Annotated in this window: 27 protein-coding genes, 1 pseudogene and 1 other annotated feature; of the genes and pseudogenes, 26 read left to right on the top strand and 2 right to left on the bottom strand. The window is 25.0% G+C overall.

Annotated features, from left to right (window positions below):
- Positions 1-19: 19 nt before the first annotated feature.
- From ACUN06_RS06825 to ACUN06_RS06725, 21 genes are all read left to right on the top strand, one after another.
- On the top strand, positions 20-2377 hold the full coding sequence (locus tag ACUN06_RS06825) for an endonuclease MutS2 (protein ID WP_449390248.1): 2358 nt from the start codon (positions 20-22) through the stop codon (positions 2375-2377).
- Between the two features lie 75 nt (positions 2378-2452).
- Positions 2453-2917 (top strand): DUF523 domain-containing protein, encoded by a 465-nt coding sequence (locus ACUN06_RS06820; RefSeq protein WP_291734364.1) that lies wholly within the window; start codon positions 2453-2455, stop codon positions 2915-2917.
- Complete coding sequence (locus ACUN06_RS06815; RefSeq protein ID WP_291734362.1) at positions 2904-3935, top strand: hypothetical protein; 1032 nt, start codon at positions 2904-2906, stop codon at positions 3933-3935. Before ACUN06_RS06820 ends, ACUN06_RS06815 begins: the two co-directional genes overlap by 14 nt.
- 177 nt (positions 3936-4112) lie before the next feature.
- On the top strand, positions 4113-4928 hold the full coding sequence (locus tag ACUN06_RS06810; RefSeq protein ID WP_291734360.1) for an amino acid ABC transporter substrate-binding protein: 816 nt from the start codon (positions 4113-4115) through the stop codon (positions 4926-4928).
- 24 nt (positions 4929-4952) lie between these two features.
- Positions 4953-5627, top strand: coding sequence for an amino acid ABC transporter permease (locus ACUN06_RS06805; protein WP_294127085.1), 675 nt, complete (start codon positions 4953-4955; stop codon positions 5625-5627).
- Between the two features lie 11 nt (positions 5628-5638).
- Positions 5639-6334, top strand: a complete 696-nt coding sequence (locus tag ACUN06_RS06800; RefSeq protein ID WP_291734357.1) for an amino acid ABC transporter ATP-binding protein — start codon at positions 5639-5641, stop codon at positions 6332-6334.
- Between the two features lie 82 nt (positions 6335-6416).
- A complete protein-coding gene (locus ACUN06_RS06795; RefSeq protein WP_291734355.1) occupies positions 6417-6653 on the top strand; it encodes a DUF1292 domain-containing protein in 237 nt (78 codons plus the stop codon).
- Between the two features lie 223 nt (positions 6654-6876).
- Positions 6877-7758: a DMT family transporter gene (locus ACUN06_RS06790; protein ID WP_294160962.1), complete on the top strand. Its 882-nt coding sequence runs from the start codon at positions 6877-6879 to the stop codon at positions 7756-7758.
- Positions 7759-7843: 85 nt separating this feature from the next.
- A complete protein-coding gene (locus ACUN06_RS06785) occupies positions 7844-8116 on the top strand; it encodes an SNF2-related protein (protein ID WP_449390258.1) in 273 nt (90 codons plus the stop codon).
- 49 nt (positions 8117-8165) lie between these two features.
- Complete coding sequence (locus ACUN06_RS06780) at positions 8166-8426, top strand: hypothetical protein (protein ID WP_294160964.1); 261 nt, start codon at positions 8166-8168, stop codon at positions 8424-8426.
- Positions 8423-9199, top strand: a complete 777-nt coding sequence (locus ACUN06_RS06775; RefSeq protein WP_294367965.1) for a tetratricopeptide repeat protein — start codon at positions 8423-8425, stop codon at positions 9197-9199. Before ACUN06_RS06780 ends, ACUN06_RS06775 begins: the two co-directional genes overlap by 4 nt.
- 51 nt (positions 9200-9250) lie before the next feature.
- Positions 9251-9616 (top strand): hypothetical protein, encoded by a 366-nt coding sequence (locus tag ACUN06_RS06770; protein WP_291731499.1) that lies wholly within the window; start codon positions 9251-9253, stop codon positions 9614-9616.
- Between the two features lie 78 nt (positions 9617-9694).
- Positions 9695-10228, top strand: coding sequence for an isopentenyl-diphosphate Delta-isomerase (idi, locus tag ACUN06_RS06765; protein WP_294124343.1), 534 nt, complete (start codon positions 9695-9697; stop codon positions 10226-10228).
- A gap of 108 nt (positions 10229-10336) precedes the next feature.
- Complete coding sequence (locus ACUN06_RS06760) at positions 10337-10669, top strand: hypothetical protein (RefSeq protein WP_291731497.1); 333 nt, start codon at positions 10337-10339, stop codon at positions 10667-10669.
- A 61-nt stretch (positions 10670-10730) separates the two neighbouring features.
- Positions 10731-10984, top strand: a binding site (T-box leader).
- Between the two features lie 114 nt (positions 10985-11098).
- Entirely contained in the window at positions 11099-11650 is a 552-nt protein-coding gene (locus ACUN06_RS06755; RefSeq protein ID WP_449390247.1) for a tryptophan transporter, read from the top strand.
- Between the two features lie 165 nt (positions 11651-11815).
- Positions 11816-12229, top strand: a complete 414-nt coding sequence (locus ACUN06_RS06750; RefSeq protein ID WP_294124344.1) for a hypothetical protein — start codon at positions 11816-11818, stop codon at positions 12227-12229.
- 176 nt (positions 12230-12405) lie between these two features.
- A complete protein-coding gene (gene pulA / locus ACUN06_RS06745; protein ID WP_449390246.1) occupies positions 12406-15606 on the top strand; it encodes a type I pullulanase in 3201 nt (1066 codons plus the stop codon).
- Positions 15607-15916: 310 nt separating this feature from the next.
- Positions 15917-16864: a YbgA family protein gene (locus ACUN06_RS06740; RefSeq protein WP_294160967.1), complete on the top strand. Its 948-nt coding sequence runs from the start codon at positions 15917-15919 to the stop codon at positions 16862-16864.
- A gap of 82 nt (positions 16865-16946) precedes the next feature.
- Positions 16947-17198 carry a DUF3243 family protein gene (locus ACUN06_RS06735; protein ID WP_449390245.1) on the top strand — a complete coding sequence of 84 codons (252 nt, stop codon included), beginning with the start codon at positions 16947-16949 and terminating at the stop codon, positions 17196-17198.
- Positions 17199-17316: 118 nt separating this feature from the next.
- Positions 17317-18129 carry a TerC/Alx family metal homeostasis membrane protein gene (locus ACUN06_RS06730; protein ID WP_291731488.1) on the top strand — a complete coding sequence of 271 codons (813 nt, stop codon included), beginning with the start codon at positions 17317-17319 and terminating at the stop codon, positions 18127-18129.
- A gap of 58 nt (positions 18130-18187) precedes the next feature.
- The gene (locus tag ACUN06_RS06725; protein ID WP_291731486.1) at positions 18188-19132 is read left to right on the top strand and encodes a hypothetical protein; all 945 of its coding nucleotides are present in this window, start codon (positions 18188-18190) and stop codon (positions 19130-19132) included.
- Positions 19133-19224: 92 nt separating this feature from the next.
- Here the strand turns inward: ACUN06_RS06725 and ACUN06_RS06720 are convergent, their stop codons facing one another.
- Positions 19225-20184, bottom strand: a complete 960-nt coding sequence (locus ACUN06_RS06720) for an alpha/beta hydrolase (protein WP_331891651.1) — start codon at positions 20182-20184, stop codon at positions 19225-19227.
- A 145-nt stretch (positions 20185-20329) separates the two neighbouring features.
- On the opposite strand from ACUN06_RS06720, the gene pyrE reads away from it, so the two are divergent.
- Positions 20330-21001, top strand: a complete 672-nt coding sequence (gene pyrE, locus ACUN06_RS06715) for an orotate phosphoribosyltransferase (RefSeq protein ID WP_449390244.1) — start codon at positions 20330-20332, stop codon at positions 20999-21001.
- A 205-nt stretch (positions 21002-21206) separates the two neighbouring features.
- Here pyrE and ACUN06_RS06710 read toward each other — a convergent pair.
- Positions 21207-21512, bottom strand: a pseudogene (locus tag ACUN06_RS06710) (pyridoxal-phosphate dependent enzyme); the annotation flags it as partial.
- Between the two features lie 214 nt (positions 21513-21726).
- Between ACUN06_RS06710 and ACUN06_RS06705 the strand changes: the two are divergent.
- The 4 genes from ACUN06_RS06705 (at position 21727) to ACUN06_RS06690 (ending at position 25372) form a co-directional block, all read left to right on the top strand.
- A complete protein-coding gene (locus ACUN06_RS06705) occupies positions 21727-22455 on the top strand; it encodes a pseudouridine synthase (RefSeq protein WP_291731478.1) in 729 nt (242 codons plus the stop codon).
- Positions 22456-22464: 9 nt separating this feature from the next.
- Complete coding sequence (locus ACUN06_RS06700) at positions 22465-23004, top strand: tRNA (mnm(5)s(2)U34)-methyltransferase (protein ID WP_294124351.1); 540 nt, start codon at positions 22465-22467, stop codon at positions 23002-23004.
- Positions 23005-23128: 124 nt separating this feature from the next.
- Positions 23129-24025 carry a MurR/RpiR family transcriptional regulator gene (locus tag ACUN06_RS06695; protein WP_291731475.1) on the top strand — a complete coding sequence of 299 codons (897 nt, stop codon included), beginning with the start codon at positions 23129-23131 and terminating at the stop codon, positions 24023-24025.
- A 132-nt stretch (positions 24026-24157) separates the two neighbouring features.
- Positions 24158-25372, top strand: coding sequence for a BaiN/RdsA family NAD(P)/FAD-dependent oxidoreductase (locus ACUN06_RS06690; protein WP_291731472.1), 1215 nt, complete (start codon positions 24158-24160; stop codon positions 25370-25372).
- Positions 25373-25374: the final 2 nt, after the last annotated feature.

Genomic DNA, 25374 nt, shown 5'->3' with positions numbered 1-25374 from the left:
TTATTAATAGGAGAAATTTATGAAAGAAAGAACTTTAAGAATTTTAGAATTTAATAAAATTAAAAATAAATTGAGAAATTATGCAGTAACTAGCGGAGGAAAGGAACTTATAGATAATCTTACACCATATGGTTCTGTTTTTGAAGTAGAAAAAAAATTAGAAGAAACAAATGAAGCCTTAGATATATTAATTAGAAAAGGAACTCCTCCTTTTGAAGGATTATATGAAACTAAAGAAGAACTTGAAAGAGCAGGAAAAGGTGGAGTATTAAATCCAGGTCAGCTTATTAAAATTGGAAATATGCTTAGATGTTCTAGAAAATTTAAGGATTATGTTGCTAGAAAAGACGATGAAATTGGCTATAAGAACCTTGAAGATTTAGCTTATATCTTAGTACCATTAAAAAATCTTGAAAGTGAAATAGATAATGCTATTATTTCAGAAGAAGAAATTAGTGATAAAGCAAGTGGCACATTATATAACATAAGAAAAAGCTTAAAAGAAAAAAATTCATCTGTAAGAGAAAAAATTAATTCTATTGTAAGAAGTAATTCAAAATATCTTCAGGATTCTTTATATACAATGAGAGGTGACAGATATGTATTACCTGTTAAGGCTGAATATAAAGGTGCTGTTCCCGGATTAGTTCATGATCAAAGTTCAACAGGTGCAACTTTATTTATTGAACCAATAAGCTTAGTAAATTTAAATAATGAAATTAAAGAATTAATGCTTAAGGAAAAAGCTGAAATAGAAAGAATCTTAAGTGAACTTTCTTCTAAGGTTTATGATAATATAGATACTATTAAAAGCAATTCAAATATATTAAGAGAACTTGACTTTATATTTGCAAAAGGGAAATATGCCTCTGCTTTAAATGCTATTAAACCAACTGTAACAATTGATAGAAGTTTTGATATTATAGCTGGAAAACATCCATTAATAGATCCTAAAACTGTAGTTCCTTCTGATATATATTTAGGCAAGGATTTTACAACTTTAATGATAACTGGTCCTAATACTGGTGGTAAAACTGTTACTTTAAAAACAGTTGGATTACTTCATTTAATGGCATTAAGTGGACTTTTAATTCCTGCAAAAGATGGGTCTACAATTGGATTCTTTAAAGATATCTTTGCTGATATTGGAGATGAACAAAGCATTGAACAATCTTTATCAACATTTTCATCTCATATGACTAATATAGTATCAATTTTAGATGAAGCTAACTCAAATTCATTAGTTTTATTTGATGAATTAGGTTCTGGTACTGATCCAGTAGAAGGAGCTGCTTTAGCTGTTGCAATTATTGAAACATTAAATAAAAGGGGTTCTAGAATAATAGCAACAACACACTATAGTGAATTAAAAGGATATGCTCTTAAAACTCCAGGTGTAGAAAATGCTTCAGTTGAATTTGATGTTGAAACATTAAGACCTACTTATAGATTATTAATTGGTATTCCTGGTAAATCAAATGCATTTGAAATTTCTAAAAGATTAGGTTTAAGTACTGATGTAATTTCAAAAGCAAAAGACTTTATGTCTGAAGAAAATTTACAATTCGAAGATTTAATTAGAGATCTTCAAGAAAAGAGTATTGTTGCTAATAGGGATGCTAGAGAAGCTTACCGTATTAAACAAGAAGCTGAAGAATTAAAAGCTAAATATGATGAAAAACTAAAAAAATTAGATACTGTAAGAGATAAAGTATATGATGAAGCAAGACAAGAAGCTAAAAATATAATTTCTAGAGCAAAAGATGAAGCTGATGAAATAGTTAAGGCTATGAGAGAACTTGAGAAAATGGGAATCTCAGGTGGTGGAAGAAATAGATTAGAAGAGGAAAGAAGAAAATTAAAAACAAGTCTTGAAGAAAAAGAAGCTGCAATGATTAAATCAAAGGAAAATACTGGTGAAGTTATTACTAAAGTTAAATTAGGTATGGAAGCTTTCTTACCTTCATTAAATCAAAGAGTAATAATAATATCTAACCCTGACAATAAAGGTGATGTTCAAGTTGAAGCTGGAATAATGAAAATTAATGTTAAATTAAAGGATTTACGTAAAGTTCCAAATGAACCTAAGAAGAAAGAAAAGAAAAAAAGAGAACTTAAATTAAATATGAAAGCTATTGATTCTAGAATTGATTTAAGAGGAATGGATTCTGAAGAAGCTTGCTATAGAACTGATAAATATTTAGATGAGGCTTATTTAGGAAACTTAGGTGAAGTAACTATAGTTCATGGTAAAGGAACTGGTATATTAAGAAAAGCAATTAATGATATGTTAAAAAGACATCCTCATGTTAAATCATATAGATTAGGTGTATATGGTGAAGGTGGAGATGGTGTAACTATCGTTGAATTAAAATAACAAAAATTATTAATTTAAATTCAGTTGAAACCCCTCCTTATTGTGCTATAATTAAAGCAGAATAGGAGGGATTTCATGTATTTAATAAGCGCATGTTTATGTGGAGTTAATTGTAAATATAATGGTAACAATAATTATAATAAAATATGCGATGAATTATTTTCTTCAGGAAAAGCTATTTTAGTATGTCCTGAACAACTTGGGGGATTGCCTACACCAAGAATACCAAGTGAAATTATAAATCATTTTAATAATAACAAATTAGAAGATACTTTTGTTGTTAATAAAAATGGAGATGATGTAAGTAAAGAATTTATTAAAGGTGCACAAGAAACCTTAAATATTGCTAAAAAATTAAATATTAAAAAAGCAATATTAAAAGAAGGAAGCCCTTCTTGTGGCGTTAATTACATATATGACGGTAATTTTAATGGCACTAAAATACCAGGTATGGGTATAACAACAAAAATTTTGAAAGAAGCTTTTATTGAAGTAATAAGTGAAAAGGATTTAGGAGGAAATAAAGATGGGATTATTTGATTTTTTCAAAAAGAAAAAAGAAAATGATGAAGAAATAGCTTTAGATAAAGCTTTAAATATAAAAGAAATTAATGAAAGTGAAGACGAAATTGCAATAACAAATGAATCATCTGAAATAAGTATTCAAAATGAAGATAATAGATTTAATTATAACTTTGTGTTAGATCAAGTAGAAGAATATCATAATCCAAGTAACCTTACTGCTGAAGAATTAAAATCTCTTATAACAGGAGAAATCCTAAAAGTTGTTGATAAATCTCAAAACTTTGATTCTATGGAACTTTATTCAAAAGAAGCAGCTAAAGTAATTGGAATGGAAAATATAGGTGCATTAACTGAATTTCTTTATGGTGGAATTTCAAAACCATCATATTTAAGAAGTAGATATAATGGTTTAGGAGCATGGCCTACAGCTGTTAAAAATGCTGTACTTACTATTTTATATTCCTTTAATGAACATAGTGTTGATGAATTGTTAAAAATAGCTAATGACAAATCAGCAAATAGTATTAAATCTGTAAATTTACTTTGTAAAATGGCTGCAAAGGGAATTGAAGAAGAAAAAATTATAGATTCTATAATTTATATTATGGATACATTTAGTGATGAAAATATAATTGCAACTTTAGGATTTTTATCTCAAGTAAAAAACAATACTAAAGTATTAAAAACATTAGAAGTTTACTTTAAAAAATATATTTATGATAATAATATAGAATCTGCTTATGATATTACTTTAAGTATAATTAATAATGTTGGAAATTATACAACAGAACAATTAATTTTCTTAAAGGCAGTTGCTATAAGTGATGAGGTTTTAGAGTTATCAATGATTTTAAAAGATGAGAAAGGTACCTTTGATTTATCTTCAGTACCTGAAGACTTAAGATTAAAAGCTACATTAAGCTTCTACTCTTTATATAATAAAGACGAAGAAATAAATAGTAAGTTAATGTATTTAAGAGATAATTCATTAGATATTGAACTTAGAAAATATTTAACAGAAATATTGGAATAAGTTAAAAAAATAAGTATTTTAATTTAACTCTATATAGATAAACACTTAAATAGGAGAGTTTATCTATATAGAGTTTTTTTATACAAAATAAAACGAATAAAAAACACTTGATTTTAACACTTTAATATGCTAAAGTATTAAATAAGAAAAGTGTTAGATAAAGATGGGGGAATTTATATGAAGTTAAAAAGATTAATAAGCAATATTATTTTAGGGGCAACTATAGTAACTTTAAGCCTAGGGGTATCTGGTTGTTCTAAAGAAAATACTTCTGAAAGTACTTTAAATAAGGAGACTCTAATAGTTGGAATGGATGATGCCTTTGCTCCTATGGGATTTAAAGATGAAAATGGTGAAATTACAGGATTTGATGTTGAACTTGCAAAAGCTATATGTGAAAAATTAAACAAAAAAGTTGTATTTCAACCTATAGACTGGACTATGAAAGAAACTGAACTTAAATCCGGAAATATAGATTTAATATGGAATGGTTATACAATTAATGAAGAAAGAAAGAAGAAAGTTGATTTTTCAGTTCCATATTTAAAAAATAAACAGGTTATTGTTACTTTAAGTAATAGTGATATAAAAGCAAAGAAAGATTTAGAAGGTAAAAAGGTTGGAGCTCAAAATGAATCATCTGCTATAAGTGCAATGGAAAAAGAAGAAGATTTATATAATAGTTTTAATGGCGGTTCTGCTATTACTTTTGAAGATAATAACCAAGCTTTAATGGATTTAGAAGCAGGAAGAATTGATGCTGTTGTTGCTGATGAAATATTAGTAAGATATTATATACGTTTAAAAGGTGAAGATAAATTTAATATTTTAGATGATAACTTTGGCGAAGAAGAATATGGTGTTGGAATAAGAAAAGGAGATACTGAGATGGTTGATGCTTTTAATAAAGCTTATAAAGAATTACAAGATGATGGAACATTAGCACAAATATCTACTAAATGGTTTGATGCAGATATAACTATAAAGGAATAAAAATAAAATGGGGGAGTAACACAAATGTATACTATAATAACATTTTTAAAAGATATAGTAAATTATACTGGAACATTATTTCCTCAAGTCTTAGAAGGGCTTAAGGTTACAATGGAAATTTTTTTATTGACACTAATTTTATCTATACCTTTAGGTGTTCTTGTAGCACTAGGAAGATTATCAAAAATAAAAATAATTAATAAACTAACAGGATTTTATGTTTTAATAATGCGTGGAACTCCTCTTTTACTTCAAATAGTCTTTATATTTTTTGGACTTCCAAATTTAAATATTGTTATAGATAGATTTCCAGCAGCAATAATTGCATTTACTTTAAATTATGCTGCATACTTTGGAGAAATCTTTAGAGCTGGTATTTCATCTGTTGATATTGGACAAAATGAAGCATCTCAAGTTCTAGGATTATCTAAAAAGGATACCTTTTTTAGAATAATACTACCTCAAGCTTTTAAAACAATATTACCTCCAATTGCAAATGAAATAGTAACATTAGTTAAAGATACTGCATTAGTATATGTAATTGGAATAGATGAATTATTAAGAGTTGGTAAAATAGCTTGTAACAGGGATTCTTCACTTTTACCACTCTTAATTATTGGAATTGTTTATTTAATTTTAATAGGAATATTCACAAAAATATTTGATAAAATTGAAAAAAAATATCAATATTATAATTAAGGGGTGCTCATATGTTAAAAATAAGAGGGTTAAAAAAATTTTTTGGAAATAATTTAGTGCTTAAGGGTGTAAATCTTGAGATTAACAAAGGTGAAATTGTAGTAGTAGTTGGCCCTTCAGGTGGAGGTAAAACAACTTTACTTAGAACTATAACTGGACTTGAAAAATGTGATGATGGAACTATTGAAATAGATGGATATACTTTTTGTAAAGATGGTAGGTATTGTGATAAAAAATCAAGTTCTATAATAAGAAAAAATGTAGGTCTTGTTTTTCAAAATTTTAATTTATTTCCTCATAAATCAGTTTTAGAAAATATAATAGAAGCACCAACTCGTGCCCTAGGTGAAAAAAAGGAAAATGCAATAAATAAAGCAAACGAAATATTAAGCTTTTTAGGTTTAAGTGATAAAGCTAATAATTATCCATGTGAATTATCAGGTGGGCAAAAACAAAGAGTTGCAATTGGACGAGCATTAGCTTTAAACCCTAAATTAATGTGTTTTGATGAACCTACTTCAGCTTTAGATCCATCACTTACTTTAGATGTAGCTAAGCTGATAAAAAGTTTAAGTAAAACCGGTATGTCAATGCTTATAATAACACATGATATGGAGTTTGCTAAACTTGTTTCTGATAAAATTGTATCTATGGATTCTGGAAAAATAATTGAAAAACATATTTATAATAAATGTGAAATAATTTAATGATATTTTTTATAACTAATTAATAATTTTTATTCTTTTATATAATACTAATTTATATGTATTAGAAAAGGAGAAATTAAAAATGAATGAAAAAACAATGAAATTTACAGATGATCAAGGAAATAAAGTAGAATATGCTATTTTAGAACAAAAGTTAATAAACAAAACAGAATATGTAGCAATGGCACCTGTAACCAATAAAAATGATGTTGAAATATTTAAAATTAAATTTGATAAGGATTGGAATGAAACTTTAGTTCAAGTAGAATCAGAAAAGGAACTAAATATGGTTAGACAAGTATCTAGTATTAAATTTTAAACTCTTTATGGGGATATCGCATTAAGAATAAATACTACAATATGTTGTATTAAATTTTATTTTTTAAAACAATATATTGTGTATAAAAGCTTTAGTGCGATAGCCCCATTTTTTTATTTACAATTAGTCCTTTTACTAGTAATTAATATTAATGTAAATTATAATTAAAGTATTATTATCAATTACATTAATTATATGTTTAATAAAATTTAAAGGAGGCGCTATGAAAAATTTATCTTTATCTAATAGAAGCAAAGGTGTTTTATTTATAATAATGTCTGCATTTGGATTTGCAATGATGTCTGCATTTGTAAAGCTATCTGGAGATTTACCATCTTTTCAAAAAACTTTTTTTAGAAATATTACATCTTGTATAATAGCATTTACACTTATTTTAGTTAAAAAAGAAAGCTTTTTTGGTAAATTGGAAAATCAAAAAATACTAATTTTACGTTCGGTTTTTGGAACATTAGGAATTGTTTTTAATTTTTATGCAATTGATAAACTAGTGTTATCTGATGCTAATATGCTTAATAAGCTTAGTCCTTTTTTTGTTATTATATTTAGTGCTTTATTTTTAAAGGAAAAAATAAATATAAAACAGGTACTAGCCATTATAATAGCATTTGTAGGTGCATTGTTTATTATTAAACCACAATTTAATTTTGATATCATTCCATCTTTAATAGGGGTTTGTGGTGCTATTTGTGCAGCAGCTGCTTATACATGCCTTCGTGTTCTTGGAAGCAAAGAAAAATATTATACAATTGTATTTTACTTTTCATTTTTTTCAACTATGGTGATATTACCATTTATGCTAATGGTTTATAAGGAAATGACTTTAGCTCAACTTCTTTATTTGATATTAGCAGGAATATTTGCAAGCGTAGGTCAATTTGGAGTTACAATTGCATATAAGTATGCTAAAGCTAAAGAAATTTCAATTTTTGATTATAGTAACATTGTTTTTTCTGCATTAATAAGTTTTATGTTATTTGGCACATTACCAGATTACTTAAGTGTAGTAGGCTATATTATAATTTTTACAGTATCATTATATATGTTTTTATATAATAAAAAATTAGATAAAATTGATAATAAATAATACTTAAGGGTTATATCAATAGTTTTGATATAATCCTTTTATCTATTACGAATAGTAATGATTTTACTTTTGATATCAATAAAGTATAAATAACTTAAAAACACTAAAAACACTAAAAACACAATTTAATAATATAGATAAATTAACTTATGAAATTACTGATAACTTTATTGGAACACTTAGAAATTATCAATATAAAGGATTTTGTTACTTAAAGACATTAGAAACACTAGGTTTTGGTGGAATACTTGGGGATGAAATGGGTTTTGGAAAGACATTACAAACAATTGCATTTTTATCATCTCTTAAAAATAATACTTTACTTATAGTTGAGCCCTCTTCTTTATTATTTAATTAGAAAAGAGAGTTTGAAAAATTTGCACCATCATTAAAAGTAACTCTTGTTAATGGTACAAAAAAATTTTAGAATTGAAACTATACATAATGCTTTTAATTATGATATATTAATAACTACTTATTCATTATTAAGAAATGACATTAATGATTATGCTAATATAAACTATCAAATGATGAATTCTTATATAAAAAAAATTGAGATACTTTCTTATATAACTAAACTAAGGCAAATAGTTTTAGAAACTAATGTAGTATTGGATAATTATTATGGTACAAGTGGTAAAATTGATGCATTAAAGGAGTATAAATGAACTTAAATAAAGATTTTTTAGAAAAATATAATGATTTAATGAATGAAGATGTTGAAAGTGCTTTAAACTTTTCTCTTAATTGCTTAAATGAAAGCAATAATCCTGATTTTTATGCCTATATTGCTGATTGCTATATGACATTAGAGGATTATGAAAATGCAGTAAAATATTTAAACTTAGGCTTAAATAATAACTGTACAAACGAAAGCTTTACTAAAAGTCTTTTAGGTGAAGCATATTTTTATTTAGGGAACTTTAAAAAAAGTAATGAAGTTTTCTTAAAATTAAAAGTAGAAAATCCTAATAGCTTCTTTGTAGTAGCTTATTTAATGGATATAAATATTTATTTAAAGAACTATGATTATGCAATAGAACTAGGAATTGAATTATTAAATTCAAATACATTAAATGATAATGATACTGCATATATTTTAGTAAATATAGGGTGGATATATTTAAAATATAAAAACCTTGCTGAAAAATCAGTTGAATATTTTAATAAGGCACTTAAAATTGATGAAAATTTAGGTAGAGCTTATATTGGATTAGGTGAATATTATTATAATATAAAGGAATATACTAATGCTTTAATAAATTATGAAAAGGCTATAGATTTACAAGAAGGTACTATTGATGTTTACTTTGGAGTTGCAATGTGTTATAAAGCTTTAAATCAATATGAAGATGCTTTAAGTTATTTACAAATAGTACATCAAGCAGATAATTCTAATGAATTATATATAAAAGAAATTAAAGAAATAGAAAATTTATAAATTTGAATTAAGTTACAAAAAAGTGATTATACTAAGGTTGAGGTGATACTTATGTACCAAAGTATAGGAATAAACTTAAGTAAAAGTTTAGATGCAGCAACTAAAAGAATTAAAATTCCTGCTATTACTCAAAGAAACTATTATAAGTCAAATAATAATTATGAAGAAGAATTTATAAATTTTTATAAATCTGATTCCACTAATAATGATATTGATTATGACGAAAATCTTAACTATTTAGATGATGAAGAAATAAATGATGAAGATAATTGTTATTATGATGAAAAAACTGATTGTTGCAATGATAGTTGTATGATGGAAAAATTAAAAAACTTAGATTGTAAGGTTATTGTAGGTGCAGGTATAGGAGCTTTAATTGGCTGTATTGGATTATGTCTTTTACTTAAGAAAAAATAAAACACTACATATGTTTTTATAAGCGTCGTAAATTTCGACGCTTATGTTTTTATAATATAAATTTTTAGGAGAGTATTAATGAAAGACGAAATAATAATTAATGTAGATGAAAATGATAATGAAATTGGATTTATTGAAAAACTTGATGCACATATTAAAGGAGTTCTCCATAGAGCAATTTCAGTATTTATATTTAATGATAACAAAGAATTATTACTACAAAAAAGATTTAGTGGAAAGTATCATTCACCAGGTCTTTGGACCAATACTTGCTGTACTCATCCTAATAAAAATGAAGATACAAAAGATGCAGCAAATAGACGTTTAAAAGAAGAAATGGGTATTTATTCAAATTTAAGAGAAATATTTTCATTTATTTATTATGTTAAATTTGATAATAATTTAATAGAACATGAATTTGATCATGTTTTCTTTGGAAAATATAATGGATCAATTAAATTTAATCCTATAGAAGTTGAGGATTATAAATGGATTTCTTTAGATAAATTAAAAACAGATTTAAAAGAAAACCCTGAAAAATATACCTTTTGGTTTGCATATATAATGAATAATCATTTTGATGATTTAAAGATAGCTCTTAATTCCTTATAATAACTTACTTTTATTTATTAATATCTATTGTAAGATATAAAATAGTAATATAAAATATTTTTATATTTAATTATATTTTTTATTTTAATAATGAAAGGAATTAAAAAAATGGATAAAAAGAAACCACAAGAATACATAGCTAATATATCTAAGGCTTCTGCATATTTTACACTTAATAATGGACCTATTAAAGATTTAATTAGCCAAGGAAAAATTACTTCAGAAGAAGCAGCAAATCTTCAAAAATATATGCAAAATCATTTATCGTATTTATATACAGTTTTACTTGAAGAAAATAATTTAAAGAAGTTTGACTTAGTTATAAGCACTATGAATAAATTTTATGTTAATGATGAAGAAGAAGTTCTTATTGAAGATGATGGTTTTGATAAATTCTTTAACAATTTATTCCCAACATCATCAAATATAACTATGAAATAGAATTTTAAAAAATTTTTGACATTTTCTAAATATTGGAATATAATAATATTAAATTAAATCTTAAAATTCATTGATAGGTGATAGTAATATATTTTAGCTTCATTAAAGAGAGTTAAGGATGGTGAGATCTTAACAAGAAGGATTTATATGAATGGGCCCTTGAGAAGTAAAGGGAAAACATAGCTTAGTACCAGATACCGTAACCTACACGTTATAGTAGGACAAGTATGATAGTACTTGATTAAGTGATGAGGTTTCTGATATTAAAACTTCATAAATTAGGTGGTACCGCGGATTTTACACTCCGTCCTATTTTTAGGACGGAGTTTTTTATTATTTAAAAGGAGGTGATTAATATGCCATGAAATATTGCTAATTTAAAAGAATTAAAATTTAATAATACTTATTTATATTTAGGGGGATTTAAAAATGAAAAGAAATTTAAATACAAAGAAAATGGTTATAAATGCACTTTTATTAGCAATAGGTGCCATATTACATCAAATAACTCCAGCCTTAGGTTTGCCAATGCAACCTGATTTTGCTTTAGCAATGTTATTTATAATAATGATTATAAATAATAATGATTATAAAATTACTCTTATTTCAGCTATAATAACAGGAATATTCACAGCTTTAACTACAAAGTTTCCTGGTGGACAGTTGCCAAATATAATAGATAAGCTAGTAACTGCAAATATTATGTTCTTAGTTATAACTTTAATAAATAAAATGTGTGACTTCATTAAAATTACAAACAAACTTCAAAGTAATATTTTAGTATTATTAACTTTTCCAATTGGAACATTAGTTAGTGGAGTGACATTCTTAATATCAGCACAATTAATAGTTGGTTTACCTGCAAATTTTTCAATGCTTTTTATTACCATAGTAATTCCTGCAGTATTAATTAATACTATTAGTGGATTTATTCTTTATCATGTAATAAGTTTATCTTTAAAAAGAATTATAACACTTTAAAAAATTCAAGAAATAATTATTTTATTATTTACTCTTGAATTTTTATAATAAGTCTATTTTTATTGAATTTTATCTTTTCTTCTGATACATTATAAATAACATTTTAAATAAATGACATTTTAAAATAATTATAAAACATTATTTGATAACCCAAGGAGGAAAAGTATGTATATTGCATTTGGAAATAGAGTGTTAGATAGCAATGATATAAAAAATATAATTGAAGAAAATACTGAATTTAAAGTTATTAAGGATATGAGCAAGGGTTCTAAAAGGGAAGATATAGTTGCTTTTAATTTAAGTCTTGATATTGATACTTTAAATAAGGAAATAAGCGAAACTATTAATATTAGTGAAGAAGATGAAGACACATTATTTGAAGAATATATGGCAACTACTGAGGAATTAGGGTTTGAATTAGAAGAATATTTACCAGAAGATTCTATCATGGATTTTAAAGCTTATAAATGGGAACCATCTGATAATGATATTAAAGGCGTTCTTGTTATGGCTAATGAAGAGCTTGGAAATAATAAATTAAAAGATGTAATGAAAAGATTATTAACTCAAGTTGAATAATATAAAATTTAAATTTCATAAAAACAAGGCATAATGATTTTCTGCCTTGTTTTTATTATATAGGAAAAAAATATAAAAAATGGTATAATCGATATATAATAAAATAATATAATACAATTATATGGTAGTAATTATTATATTAATCTTTAGTTGAGAATTAATTTGAGAGGTAATATATGAAAAGTACAGATTATATTGAGAAAATTGAAATGAACGCTAAATCTAAAGGCATATATTCAATTGATTTATGTCCTATTTCAAATACTATTCGTTTTACTGCTAAGTATGCTGGTTGCATGTATGCTTATGTAGTTGGTGATTTTAATGGCTGGGAAAAGTCTGATGATTATAAACTTACATGGCAAATTGATACAAATGATAAAGAATTAAAAATGATAAAAGAAGTAAAGTTTCCTAATAAATTACCTCCTGGTAAATATAGATATAAGTATATTTTAATTGATACTGATGGTAATGAAATTTGGGTAGATTCTTATGGAAATGAAAAAAATAGTTTTAGTTTTACTTGGGAAACGGTAAAAGATATTTTAAAAATATATTCTTCTAATAATATAATTGCATATAAACATCCTGTGGAATTATTAGGTGTTTGTACTGGATTATATGGAAGAATTTCACTTACTGAAATGGAATGGGAAATTAAAAATCCTTTACCTGGAATAGAAATAAAAAATGATTATTTAATAATTGATGATACAGTTCCTGATGGCTATGAAATTATAATTAAGGGAAGTTCATGTGAAGAAGAACTTATCACTACAAAAACAATAAAAGTTCAAAATAATAATTTTAATGGAACATTAGTACATTTTTACTTAGAAGATAATAATTATCAAGGAAATGATTATATTTGGAATTGTTGGAGTTTTGGAGAAAACTCTTCTGGTGAAGAAAAAAATTTTGTTTATAATACTGACTTTGGTTTTTCTACATTTATTAATAATGATTTTTTAATAATAAGAAAAAAACAATGGGGAAATAATTGGATAAATTATTGGGCTGAACAAAGTAATACTTATGATTTAAGAGGAAAATATAAAGATATTTATATTATTAAAGGAGATTCTAGAAGCTATAAATCTCTTAAAGATGCCGTGATAGCAAGTCAAACTAATATCCAATTTGCTGTTATGGATACTCATGAAAATATACAAATTTATCTTTCAAGTGAACCATTATTAGGTATAGATTTTGATTTATATTTAAATGAAGAAAAACTAGAAAATGTTTCTTCTATTATAAGAGGAAAAAAAATAATTATAGCAAATCTTCCTCATCATATTCGAGCAAATGATTTACTATTAGTTTCTGCTTCTAGCTCTTATAGACCTTATAAAGTTGTAATGCGTGATTATTTAAATAAATTTTATTATTCAAAAGATGATTTGGGAGTAACTTATTTGAACAATTCTATATCTTTTAAATTATGGGCTCCTACAAGTATTAAAGTAGAGCTATTATTATACAAAGAATGGTATATAAATCATGAGGATGATGTAATAAAATATCCAATGATTTATGATTATAAAACAGGAGTTTATACTACTGTTGTTAATAAAGAAGATGCAGATGGTATGTATTACTTATATAAGCTTTATTTTAGAGATGTGGATATAAATGGTAAAATAATAGAAACTGTAACTTATGCTGTAGATCCATATGCTAATTCTGTAAGTGTAAATGGCGATAAAGGATATGTGTTAGATATTAATGAAAAAGCTACTAAGCCAATAGGTTTTACAAATCACCCTATTCCTATATTATCTGAAAAAGATGATTCTATAATTTATGAAATGCATATTAGAGATTTTACTATTGATGAAAGTTCAGGAGTTATTAATGATCTTAGGGGGACTTATTTAGGTACAGTAGAGGAAAATACCATATATAAAAATCCTTATAATGGTAAATGTGTAAAAACTGGAATTGAACACTTATGTGAATTAGGAATAACTCATGTGCATTTAATGCCTATATTTGACTTTGGTTCTGTAGATGAACGTTTTCCTGGTTCAAATAATAGAAACTGGGGGTATGATCCTAAAAACTTTAATGTACCAGAAGGAAGCTATTGTAGTAATCCATATAATCCTGTTACAAGAATACTTGAATTAAGGCAAATGATTATGAAGTTCCACGAAAGAGGAATTAGAGTAGTTATGGATATGGTTTATAATCATATGATGAGTACTGTTAATATGGATAATATTGTACCTGGATATTATTTTAGAAGTGATTATCTAGGTCGTTATACTAATGGTTCAGGATGTGGTAATGAACTTGCTTCTGAAAGACCAATGGTAAGAAAATTTATTATTGATTCATGTCTTCATTGGATTAAAGATTATAAAATTGATGGAATTAGATTTGACTTAATGGAGTTATTAGATATAGATACTACAAAAGAAATTGTAAAGAAAACAACAAAATTAGATAAGAATTTCTTAATTTATGGTGAACCTTGGAAGGGTGGTAGTTCACCATTAGTTAACGGAACATACAAGGGTTCACAAAAAAATGAAAATTTCTCTATTTTTAATGATACATTTAGAGATGCTATAAGAGGCAATAATAATCCCTCTTCTGGTTTTATAAATGGTAATCAATATAGTTCAATTTGTAATTGGAGCATTATCGAAGGATTAAAAGGTTCAATATATACAATTACTAGTAATCCTAACGAAAGTATAAACTATGTTGATGCACATGATAATTATACCCTTTGGGATCAAGTTGAAAAAAGTCAAAATCAATCTATTAAATTTGGTGAATTTAGATTTAATATTCCTGATTATCCCTTAAATTCAAATTTGGTAAAGCAAGATCTTTTAGGAATGGCCATAATATTTACAGCTCAAGGTATTCCTTTTATTCAATCAGGATCTGAATTTTTAAAAACTAAACAAGGTGATCATAATAGTTATAAAAGTAATGATTATATTAATTCTATTAAATGGAGCGATAAGGAAAGATTTATTGATGTTTTTAAATATAATAAAGGTTTAATAGAAATTAGAAAAAATTTACCTCATTTCAAAATTAAAGATCCTAAAATAATAAAAAGTAATGCAACGTTTATATTTGGTGGAAACAATGAAAGTTGTGGTGTCTTACTTCAACATATAAATTTAAATGATTTTGGTAAAGGTGAAGTTTTAGTAATATATAATGGAACAAATATTGAAAATTATAATGTAACTTCATATGCTCCTCTTGCTCAAAATGGTTACTGGAATATTATTGCTAATGAAAGTACTGCAGGAATGAAGGTATTAAACACAATATATAATAATCAAATTCCAGCATTAAGGGCATTTTCTATAATGATTTTATGTAGCAACTTAAATTTAAATTAATTATTAAATTTATTAATGCCTTTATAAAGGATAAACAAAAAAATTATTAAATGGGGTATGTCGCATTAAGAATAAATCCTACAATATATTGTATTAATTTTTATTTTTTTAAACAATATACTGTGTATAAAAGTTTTAGTGCGGTAGCCCCATTAAATTCATAATATTTTTATAAAGCTATATTTTTGATTTAATTAATATATTAATCAAAAATATAGCTTATTTTTATTTTATAATTTTAGGCTTTAGTATAAATAATACTACTTATACAAAAAATATTTATACAAGTACATGAAAGGATTGTTTTTTTATGTCTGATTATAATAAACCAATTATAGTAATTAGTAAATGCCTAGGTTTCGATAATTGCAAACATGATGGAAGTATTGAAAACAACGAATTCATCGAAAAATTAAAAAAATATGTTAAAGTTATTCCAATTTGTCCTGAAATAGAATGTGGATTACAAATACATCATAGTAAATTAAGAATTGTTGAAAATAATAATAAAGAAGAACTTTTAATACCAAATGAAGATTTAAATTTAACACAAGAAATGCATGATTTTTCAAATAAATTTCTAAATAAATTAACTAATGTTGATGGATTTATTTTAAAATCTAAATCTCCAATCTGTGCTTTAAAGGACGCTAAAGTTTATGATACTTTAGAAAAAGGTTGTGCAATAAAAAGAGAACATGGTTTTTTTACAAAAGAAATCATTAAACAATATCCTTATATACCAATAGAAGATGAACATAGATTAAATAATTTTAAAATTAGGGAGCATTTTTTATCACGAATATTTATATTATCAGATTTTAGACTAATTAAGAAATCTTTTAATTTTGAAAGTTTAAAAAGCTTTCATTTAAAAAATACATTATTATTTTTATCATATAGTCAAAAATACTCTAAGCTTTTAGATAATTTAATTTATTCAGATAAAATTGAAGATATTAATATCTTATTTAAAGAATATGAATTTTATTTAAATAGACTTTTAGAAAAAGCTCCTAGATATACTTCAAATATTAATGTTCTTATGAAATCTTTAGAACAATTTGGCGACAAAATCTCTACAGAAGAACTGCAATTTCTTTGGACTACTATAGACAAGTATAAAAATGGTTATATACCTTTTACTGTTCCATTATATTTAGTTAAAAGCTATGTGGTACGTTTTGAGTTATATAATTTATTAGATCAAAGTTTTTTTATGCCTTATCCAGAAGATTTAATTATTTTAAACGATTAATATAAAAGCATATAAAGTATATTAAATGAATATTTATCTTATATAAAATTAATACTATTATATATAATTAAGGAGGAATTATATGAGTATTACTGAATTTGATAAATGGAAAGAAGCATTAGGAAAAGCTGTTAATATAGGAGAAAACTTAGGAATGTCAGATAATACTATTAATAATATTACAGCAAGTGTTGGTTCATTTCTAGCTAAAAATACAACTCCTTCAAATGACGAAGAAAAGTTGTTACATGAATTATGGAATGTTGCTAATTCTCATGACAAACATGTTTTAGCTAAGTTGGTAGTTAAGATTACTAAAAATGATACTATTTAATAATTTTAAAAAGTAAGATTAAGTTTTTAATTTAATCTTACTTTTTTACTTTATTAATAAAATAATTAATTAAATCATATATTTATTCTGTGAATTAATTATATAAGGAGAAAAAATTTTGAAAGCAAGAAGTGCATTAAAAAACTTTATTTTATGGGTTAGCTTAGCTATTATTGTTAATATAGTTATTTATATTACTTGGGGAAATGAACCAGCATTAGAATTCTTAGGTGGATACATAATAGAATTAAGTTTAAGTGTAGATAATTTATTTCTATTTTTAATTATCTTTACATCTTTTAATATACCAATATCTTATCAAAAGCGAGTACTTACTTATGGTATTATAGGTGCTGTTATTTTAAGATTCATATTTATATTTTTAGGTGTTGCAATAATTAATACTTTTCATTGGATACTTTATATATTTGGTTTTTTCTTATTTTTTAGTGGCTTAAAAATATTATTCAACAAAGATAAATCAAATGATTTTTCAGATAGTAAAATTTTAAAATTTTTAGAGAAGTTTATACCTGTTACTGATAAATTATATGAAGAAAAATTTTTCATACATGAAAATGGAATTTTACATGCTACACCGTTATTTTTAATCTTATTATTAATTGAAAGTTCAGATATAATTTTTGCATTAGATTCAATCCCTGCAATTTTTTCAATTACTACAAATCCATTTATAGTTTATTCTTCTAATATATTTGCTATATTAGGATTAAGAAGTCTTTATTTCTTACTAGCTAAATTAAATACTATGTTTAAATATATAAAATATGGTATAGCCTTTATTTTAATGTTTACAGGAATAAAGTTATTTATAGCATTCTTTGGAATTATTGTATCAACGATAGTTTCATTACTAATAATTGCTATCATACTTCTTGCAAGCATTTTATTTTCATTATTAAGTACTTAATCATCTAATTTTGAATACAATAATGTGAGGTTTGTCAATTAATAAGGAGGTAACTTCCTTGGCTGATGCACTTGATTTACTTATTTATTTAGATGAATCATTAACTAAAAACTTAAATTCATTAGTTATTGATGGATATATAGAAAAAAGAACTTCAAAATTTATTGAAGATAGAACTTTAAGTGCTAAGACAGGTAATGAAGGTTCTAATCAACATTATGGTGAAGATAGATGTGTGCGTGATGAGCGTGATGGATATAAAGGTAAAAATTTTACTGAAGCAGATACTATAACTACTTCAAATAAAGATAATCAATATCTTGAGGGAAAAAGATATGTAAGGCGTGAAGAAGAATTAACACGTATTTATACAACTTTTGAAATTCATCAACAATTATTAAGAGGTTTAAACGATTCTAATTTAATTAAAGAATTTTCTGAATATAATTCAATAAATGATATAAATGTAGGAGATTATATTAAACTAAAAGGTAATATATCTAGTGAATCTATGGTTTCATACATAGATAGTTTATCTAATTTACTTTGTTGTTTGGGAACTGATAGTTTAAATTCTGTTTGCAAAGTTTCAACGAATTCTGAAAATCCATTGTTAAATTATAATACAATGTATAAACAAGTGGAATATTTAAAATCACTTTTAACAGTTAATAATAGTCAAGATATGATTATTAATTGTGGAAATACTGATGTTATTTTAACCGTAAACAATAGTAATTTTGTTAGTACTTATGCTAATATATATGATGAAGAAGATTGTCCCTGTACCGTAATTGGTAAAGTAATAAGAAAGTGCGATAATGAACATTGTATTCATTTATTACGCAAATCAGGACAGGCTAATTTTTATGAAAATTTTTTAAATTGTTGCTCACCATTAATGCAAAAGTTGTCTAGTACTGGAATATACCTTCCAGAACAGCCAAGATTTAGAGTTCCTGGTGAGGCATTATTAGTAGTTCCAATAAGTATGATTACTTAAACTTAAAGATTTATGTTTTTTAATAATATTTAATAAAATATACACCTTTTCTTATAAGGAATGGTGTATATTTTTAATACTTTTAAATTTGATTAATTGTTCTCTGAAATTATAAAATTAACAATTTCCATATATAACTTTAATGCTTCAGTATTTGATAATCCTTCTAAACAATGGTTACAATCTTCTAATGTATAAAACTTAAAGTGATTGTTTAATTTAATACATTTTTTATATAAGCTTATTGATGTATCATAAGGAACAATTTCATCCTTTTTACTATGTATAATTAATGTATCAGGTAAATTTTTTTTAACATAACTAATCGGACTATATAATTTAGAAAAATTTTTTATATCATTTTTAGAAAGATTTTCTACAATTTCCCTTGGTCCATAATTTAAGTTTATTTTACTTAACTCAGCTGGTCCAAATAAATCAACTACATATTTAACTTGTGATGGGTAATCCTTTAATGAAGAATCTCCTATAAACTCATCATTTTCTGAATAAGCTGCCATCATTGCTAAATGTGCTCCAGCAGATGGTCCAATTAATCCTATGTTTTCTATATCAAAATTATATTTATCCTTATTTTTATATACCCACCTTATTGTATCTTTAACATCTGAAATTTGCTTATCAAATATTATTTCTTCTTTCATTAATTCATAAGATGTACTTATAACTGCATATCCCTCTTCCTTTAATAATTCTATTAAAGGAGAAATTGCAGATGGAATTACCTTTTCGCCCTTAATCCATGCATCTCCAAATACATATATAATAACTGGTTTTGGTTTAGTTTCATTATTATTTTCATATAAATCTAATTTTAATGATAGTCCATTTCTTTTTTTGTAAGTTATGTCTTCATATGTAATATCATCAATTGGATCATTATAAAAATCTGTTGATATAGTAGGTAAGGTATTACTTAATTTAATAACTTCTAATAAAAATTTAAATTTAACAGAATTTAAAGTAACAAATACCAAACATATAAAAACACTTAAAATTACTAATAAATTTACTTTCCTTCTTTTTTTCATAAAAATCTCCTTGCATATTATCCTATATATAGAATTATTACCCAAAAGTTTATAAATATAAAAACTTTTAAAAATTATTAGATTTTTTTTACGAATAATGTTACAATATTTAAGAAAAATATACACATCACGGGAGTTGTTTTCTATGGAAAAATACAAACAAGAATTTATAGAATTTATGGTTAAAAGTAATGTTTTGAAATTTGGTAAATTTGTTACAAAGAGTGGACGTCAAACGCCTTTCTTCATTAATACTGGTAATTATACAACAGGAGAGCAACTTGAAAAATTAGGTCAATTTTATGCTCAAACAATTAAGGAACGTATTGGAACAGATATTGATGTATTATTCGGACCTGCTTATAAAGGAATTCCTCTAACTGTTACAACTGCAATAGCAATGAATAATCTATATGGAGTAAATGTTGAATATTGTTCAAATAGAAAAGAAATTAAAGATCATGGTGAAGGTGGAATTTTACTTGGAGCAAAATTAGATAATACTAAAAAAGTAGTTATAGTAGAAGATGTTATGACTGCAGGAACTTCAATTTATGAAACAGCTCCAATATTAAAAGCACAAGGAGATGTTGAAATCTCAGGATTAGTTATTTCTGTTGATAGAATGGAAAAGGGAAGAGGAGAAAAGTCAGCTCAATCTGAAATAAAAGAAGCATTTGGTATAACAACTTATCCAATAGTTACTATGGCAGAAGTTGTTGAATACTTATATAACAAAGAAATAAATGGAACTATATATATTGATGATAATATTAAATTAGCAATAGAAGAATATTATCAAAAATATGGAGTTTAATTAAATAAAGTAAAAAATAGGATAATGCATAAAATCATTATCCTATTTTTTAATACATAACATTTATTTGATAATTATATTCTTTAAATGAATTTAATATTTTTTGAATATTCTCATGCCCATTTGTTTCAACTGTAACTTCTAATAAAACATTATGAATTCTATTAATTGCTTTAAAGTGATTATGTTCAAGCTTTATTACATATGGTGTAGTTTTTGGTATTACAATTGTTGAATTAACATTCGCTAGTGAAGATGCATAAGCAACTCCTTGAGCATGATTACCTGCTGAAAAGCAAACTACTCTTATAGATTTTTCCTCTTCACTTAATGATAATATTTTATTTAATGCCCCTCTTATTTTATAAGCACCTGTTAATTGCAAGTTTTCGCATTTCATATATACATTATTATTACTAAATTTACTAAAAACATTACTATATAATAATGGAGTTTTTATAACAGTATCCTTTATATTTTCTCTTACATTTATTATTTTTTCTAAATACATAATATCTAGCCCATCTTCTTAAATAAATTTATTCCTTGTAAAAAATAATAATTAAATATATAACATTGTAATTTTAACCAATAATATATTATTTTTACATAAAATATATTTAGAGTAAAATAATCCTTTCCTATTCAGTTTATAAATATTTAGTTGTATTAATTTAATATTAAATATATAATTACCTTGAATATTAAAAGACGGAGTGAAATAAATGGAAGAAAGATTACAAAAGTACATGGCTCAATGTGGGGTAGCTTCTAGAAGAAAATGTGAAGAATTAATTTTAGATGGTAAAGTTAAAGTTAATGGAATAATTGTAAACGAACTTGGAACAAAAATAAATCCTGAAATAGATATAGTAGAATTTAATAATCAAATAATAAAAATAGAAGAAAAAAAATTATATATTATGCTCAATAAACCTGAAGGATATATAACATCTGCCAAAGATGAAAAAGGAAGAAAAACAGTTTTAGACATAGTTAATGTTCAAGAAAGAATATATCCAATTGGAAGATTAGATTATGATAGTTCAGGGTTACTTTTATTAACTAATGACGGAAGTATATATAATAATATAATTCATCCTAGAGTTGCCATAAAGAAAAAATACATAGCTGTATGTAAAGGTAAATTTACTCAAAGTGATATAAAAAAATTTAAATCTGGAATTGATATTGGTGGATATGTAACTGCTGAAGCTGATATAGATATAATTTGTGAAGAAAAATCAAAAAATAGTACTGAAATTTTATCAACTGTTGAAATTTCAATACATGAAGGTAAAAATAGACAAATTAGAAAAATGTGTGCTTCTTTAAATCATGAAGTAATTAGCTTAAAAAGAGTTTCTATAGGAAATATAAAATTAGGTTATCTAAAAAAGGGTCAATGGAGAGAGTTAACAGAATCTGAATTAAATTATATTAAAAATTTATAGGAGTTTTTTATGTTTAAATATGTTTCTGATGTGAGTATACTTTCACATAACATCATTAAAGAATATATTCCAGAAAAAGATGTAGCTATAGATGCTACATTAGGAAATGGATATGATTGCGACTTTTTATCTGAAAATTTTAAAAAGGTATATGCTTTTGAGATTCAAAAAGATGCTTGCGATAAATATATCGATAAAAATAATAATGTTATAGTTATTAATGAATCCCATGATAAATTAAGCTACTTTGTAAAGGAACCAGTTAATTGTATTTGTTATAATTTAGGATATCTTCCAGGTGGAGATAAAAATATAACTACACTTGCTAAATCAAGTTTATCAAGTATAAAACAATCCTTAGAATTAATAACCAAAAACGGAATAGTTTCTATTGCAATTTATCGTGGTCATAATGAAGGTAAAGAAGAGGAAAATTGCATTATTAATTTTGCTAAAACCCTTCCTAAAAATAAATATGGTGTTATGCTACACGAATGCATTAATAGATCTATAACTTCACCTTTGTTAATGATAATTGAGAAAAAATAATTATTATTGGAACTTTAATTTAATTTACTTGCATTTTTTCAATTTTAGATTTAATTATTTAATTGATTATATTAATAAATAATGCTAAAATAATTGCAGTTAGTTTAAATAGGAGAGTTAAATAATGGAAATAAATAATACGGATGAATCAAAGGATTTAATGAAATTAATTCAAATGAGATTCCCAAGACTTAGTAAAGGGCAAAAACTCATTGCTGAATATATATTAAAAAATTATGATAAAGCTGCTTTTATGACTGCAGCTAAACTTGGAGTTTCTGTAGGCGTTTCTGAATCAACAGTAGTAAGATTTGCAATTGAATTAGGTTTTTCAGGATATCCTAAACTTCAAAAGTCCCTTCAAGAGTTAATAAAAAATAAATTAACTACAGTCCAAAGATTAGAATTATCAAGTGATTATATTACTGAAGGTCATGCTTTAAAGGGTGTATTAAAAGCTGATATGGAAAATATAAGATCAACTATGGAAAAAATTGATTATAATACGTTTGAGGATGTAGTAAACAATATTTTTGCTGCTAAAAGAATCTATATTATTGGCTTAAGAAGTTCTATGGCATTAGCTGAATTTTTGGGATTTTATTTAAATATTATTCTTCAAAATGTAAAAACAGTTGGATATGGTATTTCTGATATATTTGAGCAAATGATAAATGTTGGTGAAGGTGATTTAGTTATAGGAATTGGTTTTCCACGTTATGCAAGTAGAACAATTGATGCATTAGCATTTGCACAAGATAGGGGTGCAACAGTTGTTGCAGTAACAGATAGCTTTTTATCTCCACTTGCAGCAAGGGCAGATTATTCACTTATTGCTCAAAGTAATATGGCCTCTTTTGTTGACTCATTAGTTGCACCATTATCAGTAATAAATGCATTAATAATTGCTGTTGGTATGAGAGAAAAAGAAAATATTTCTTCAACATTTAACAGTTTAGAAGAAATATGGAGAGAATATAATGTTTACTCATACAACAATCGTAATGTTGGAGACGATTAATTTAAAATAAAAGGGGCTGTCGCACTAAAACTTTTATACACAATATATTGTTTTAAAAAATAAAAATTAATACAATATATTGTAGTATTTATTCTTAATGCGACATCCCCTTTAGTTATAGGAGGACTTTTTATGGCTAAAGTCATTGTTATAGGAGCTGGCCCTGCTGGTATAATGGCAGCAATTCACGCTTCTAAGAAGCATAATGTAACTATTTTAGATGGAAATGATAGAATAGGTAAAAAATTATTTATTACTGGAAAAGGTAGATGTAATGTTACAAATTCAAAGGATATAAGTGAATTTTTCGACTATATACCAGGAAATCCTCATTTTTTATATAGTGCTTTATACTCATATACAAATGAAGATACTATGAATTTTTTTGAAAATGTTGGAATAAAATTAAAAGTTGAACGTGGTGGAAGAGTCTTTCCAATGTCTGATAAATCCTCAGATATAATAAAGGGGCTTTCTATAGGGTTAAAAGAATCTAACGTACAAGTTAAACTTAATTCTAAAGTAACAAATATTATTTATGACGCTAATAAAATAGTTGGAGTTGAAATAAATAATAGCACTAAATTATATGGTGATTATTTTATTATAGCAACTGGAGGTGCTTCTTATCCACTTACAGGATCAAGAGGAGAAGGACAAAAATTTGCTAAAAAACTTGGTCATACAATTATAGAATTGAAACCATCATTAGTACCAATTGAACTTAATGAACCTTGGTTAAAAGATTTAATGGGATTATCTCTTAAAAATATTTCTTTAAGTATTTTAAAAAATAATAAGGTACTTTATAAAAATCAAGGAGAAATGCTATTTACTAACTATGGAATATCTGGTCCTTTAGTTCTAAGTGGATCAAGATATGTTAAAAATGAAGGAAGTTATGAAGCATCTATTGACTTAAAGCCAGCTTTAAATGAAAGCGAACTTGATAAAAGAATTCAAAAAGATTTCTTAAAATATCAAAATAAAGAATTTAAAAATGCTTTAGATGATTTATTACCAAAAAAACTAATTCCTTTAATAATTAATTTATCAAACATTCCATTAGATAAAAAAGTAAATGTAATTACTAAGGAAGAACGAAAAAAATTATTACATATTTTAAAAGATTTAAGAGTAAAAATTAAAGGACTTCGTCCTATTGAAGAAGCAATTGTTACTGCAGGTGGTGTAAATACATTAGAAATAGATCCTTCTACTATGAAGTCAAAAATAATTTCTAATTTATCTTTTGCTGGAGAAGTTATTGATGTTGATGCTTTTACCGGTGGATATAATGTACAAATTGCATTATCAACTGGATATATTGCTGGAAATAGCATTTAATT

Source organism: Clostridium sp. ETTB3 (assembly GCF_053571985.1).
This window is presented reverse-complemented; position numbering and strand designations above follow the sequence as displayed.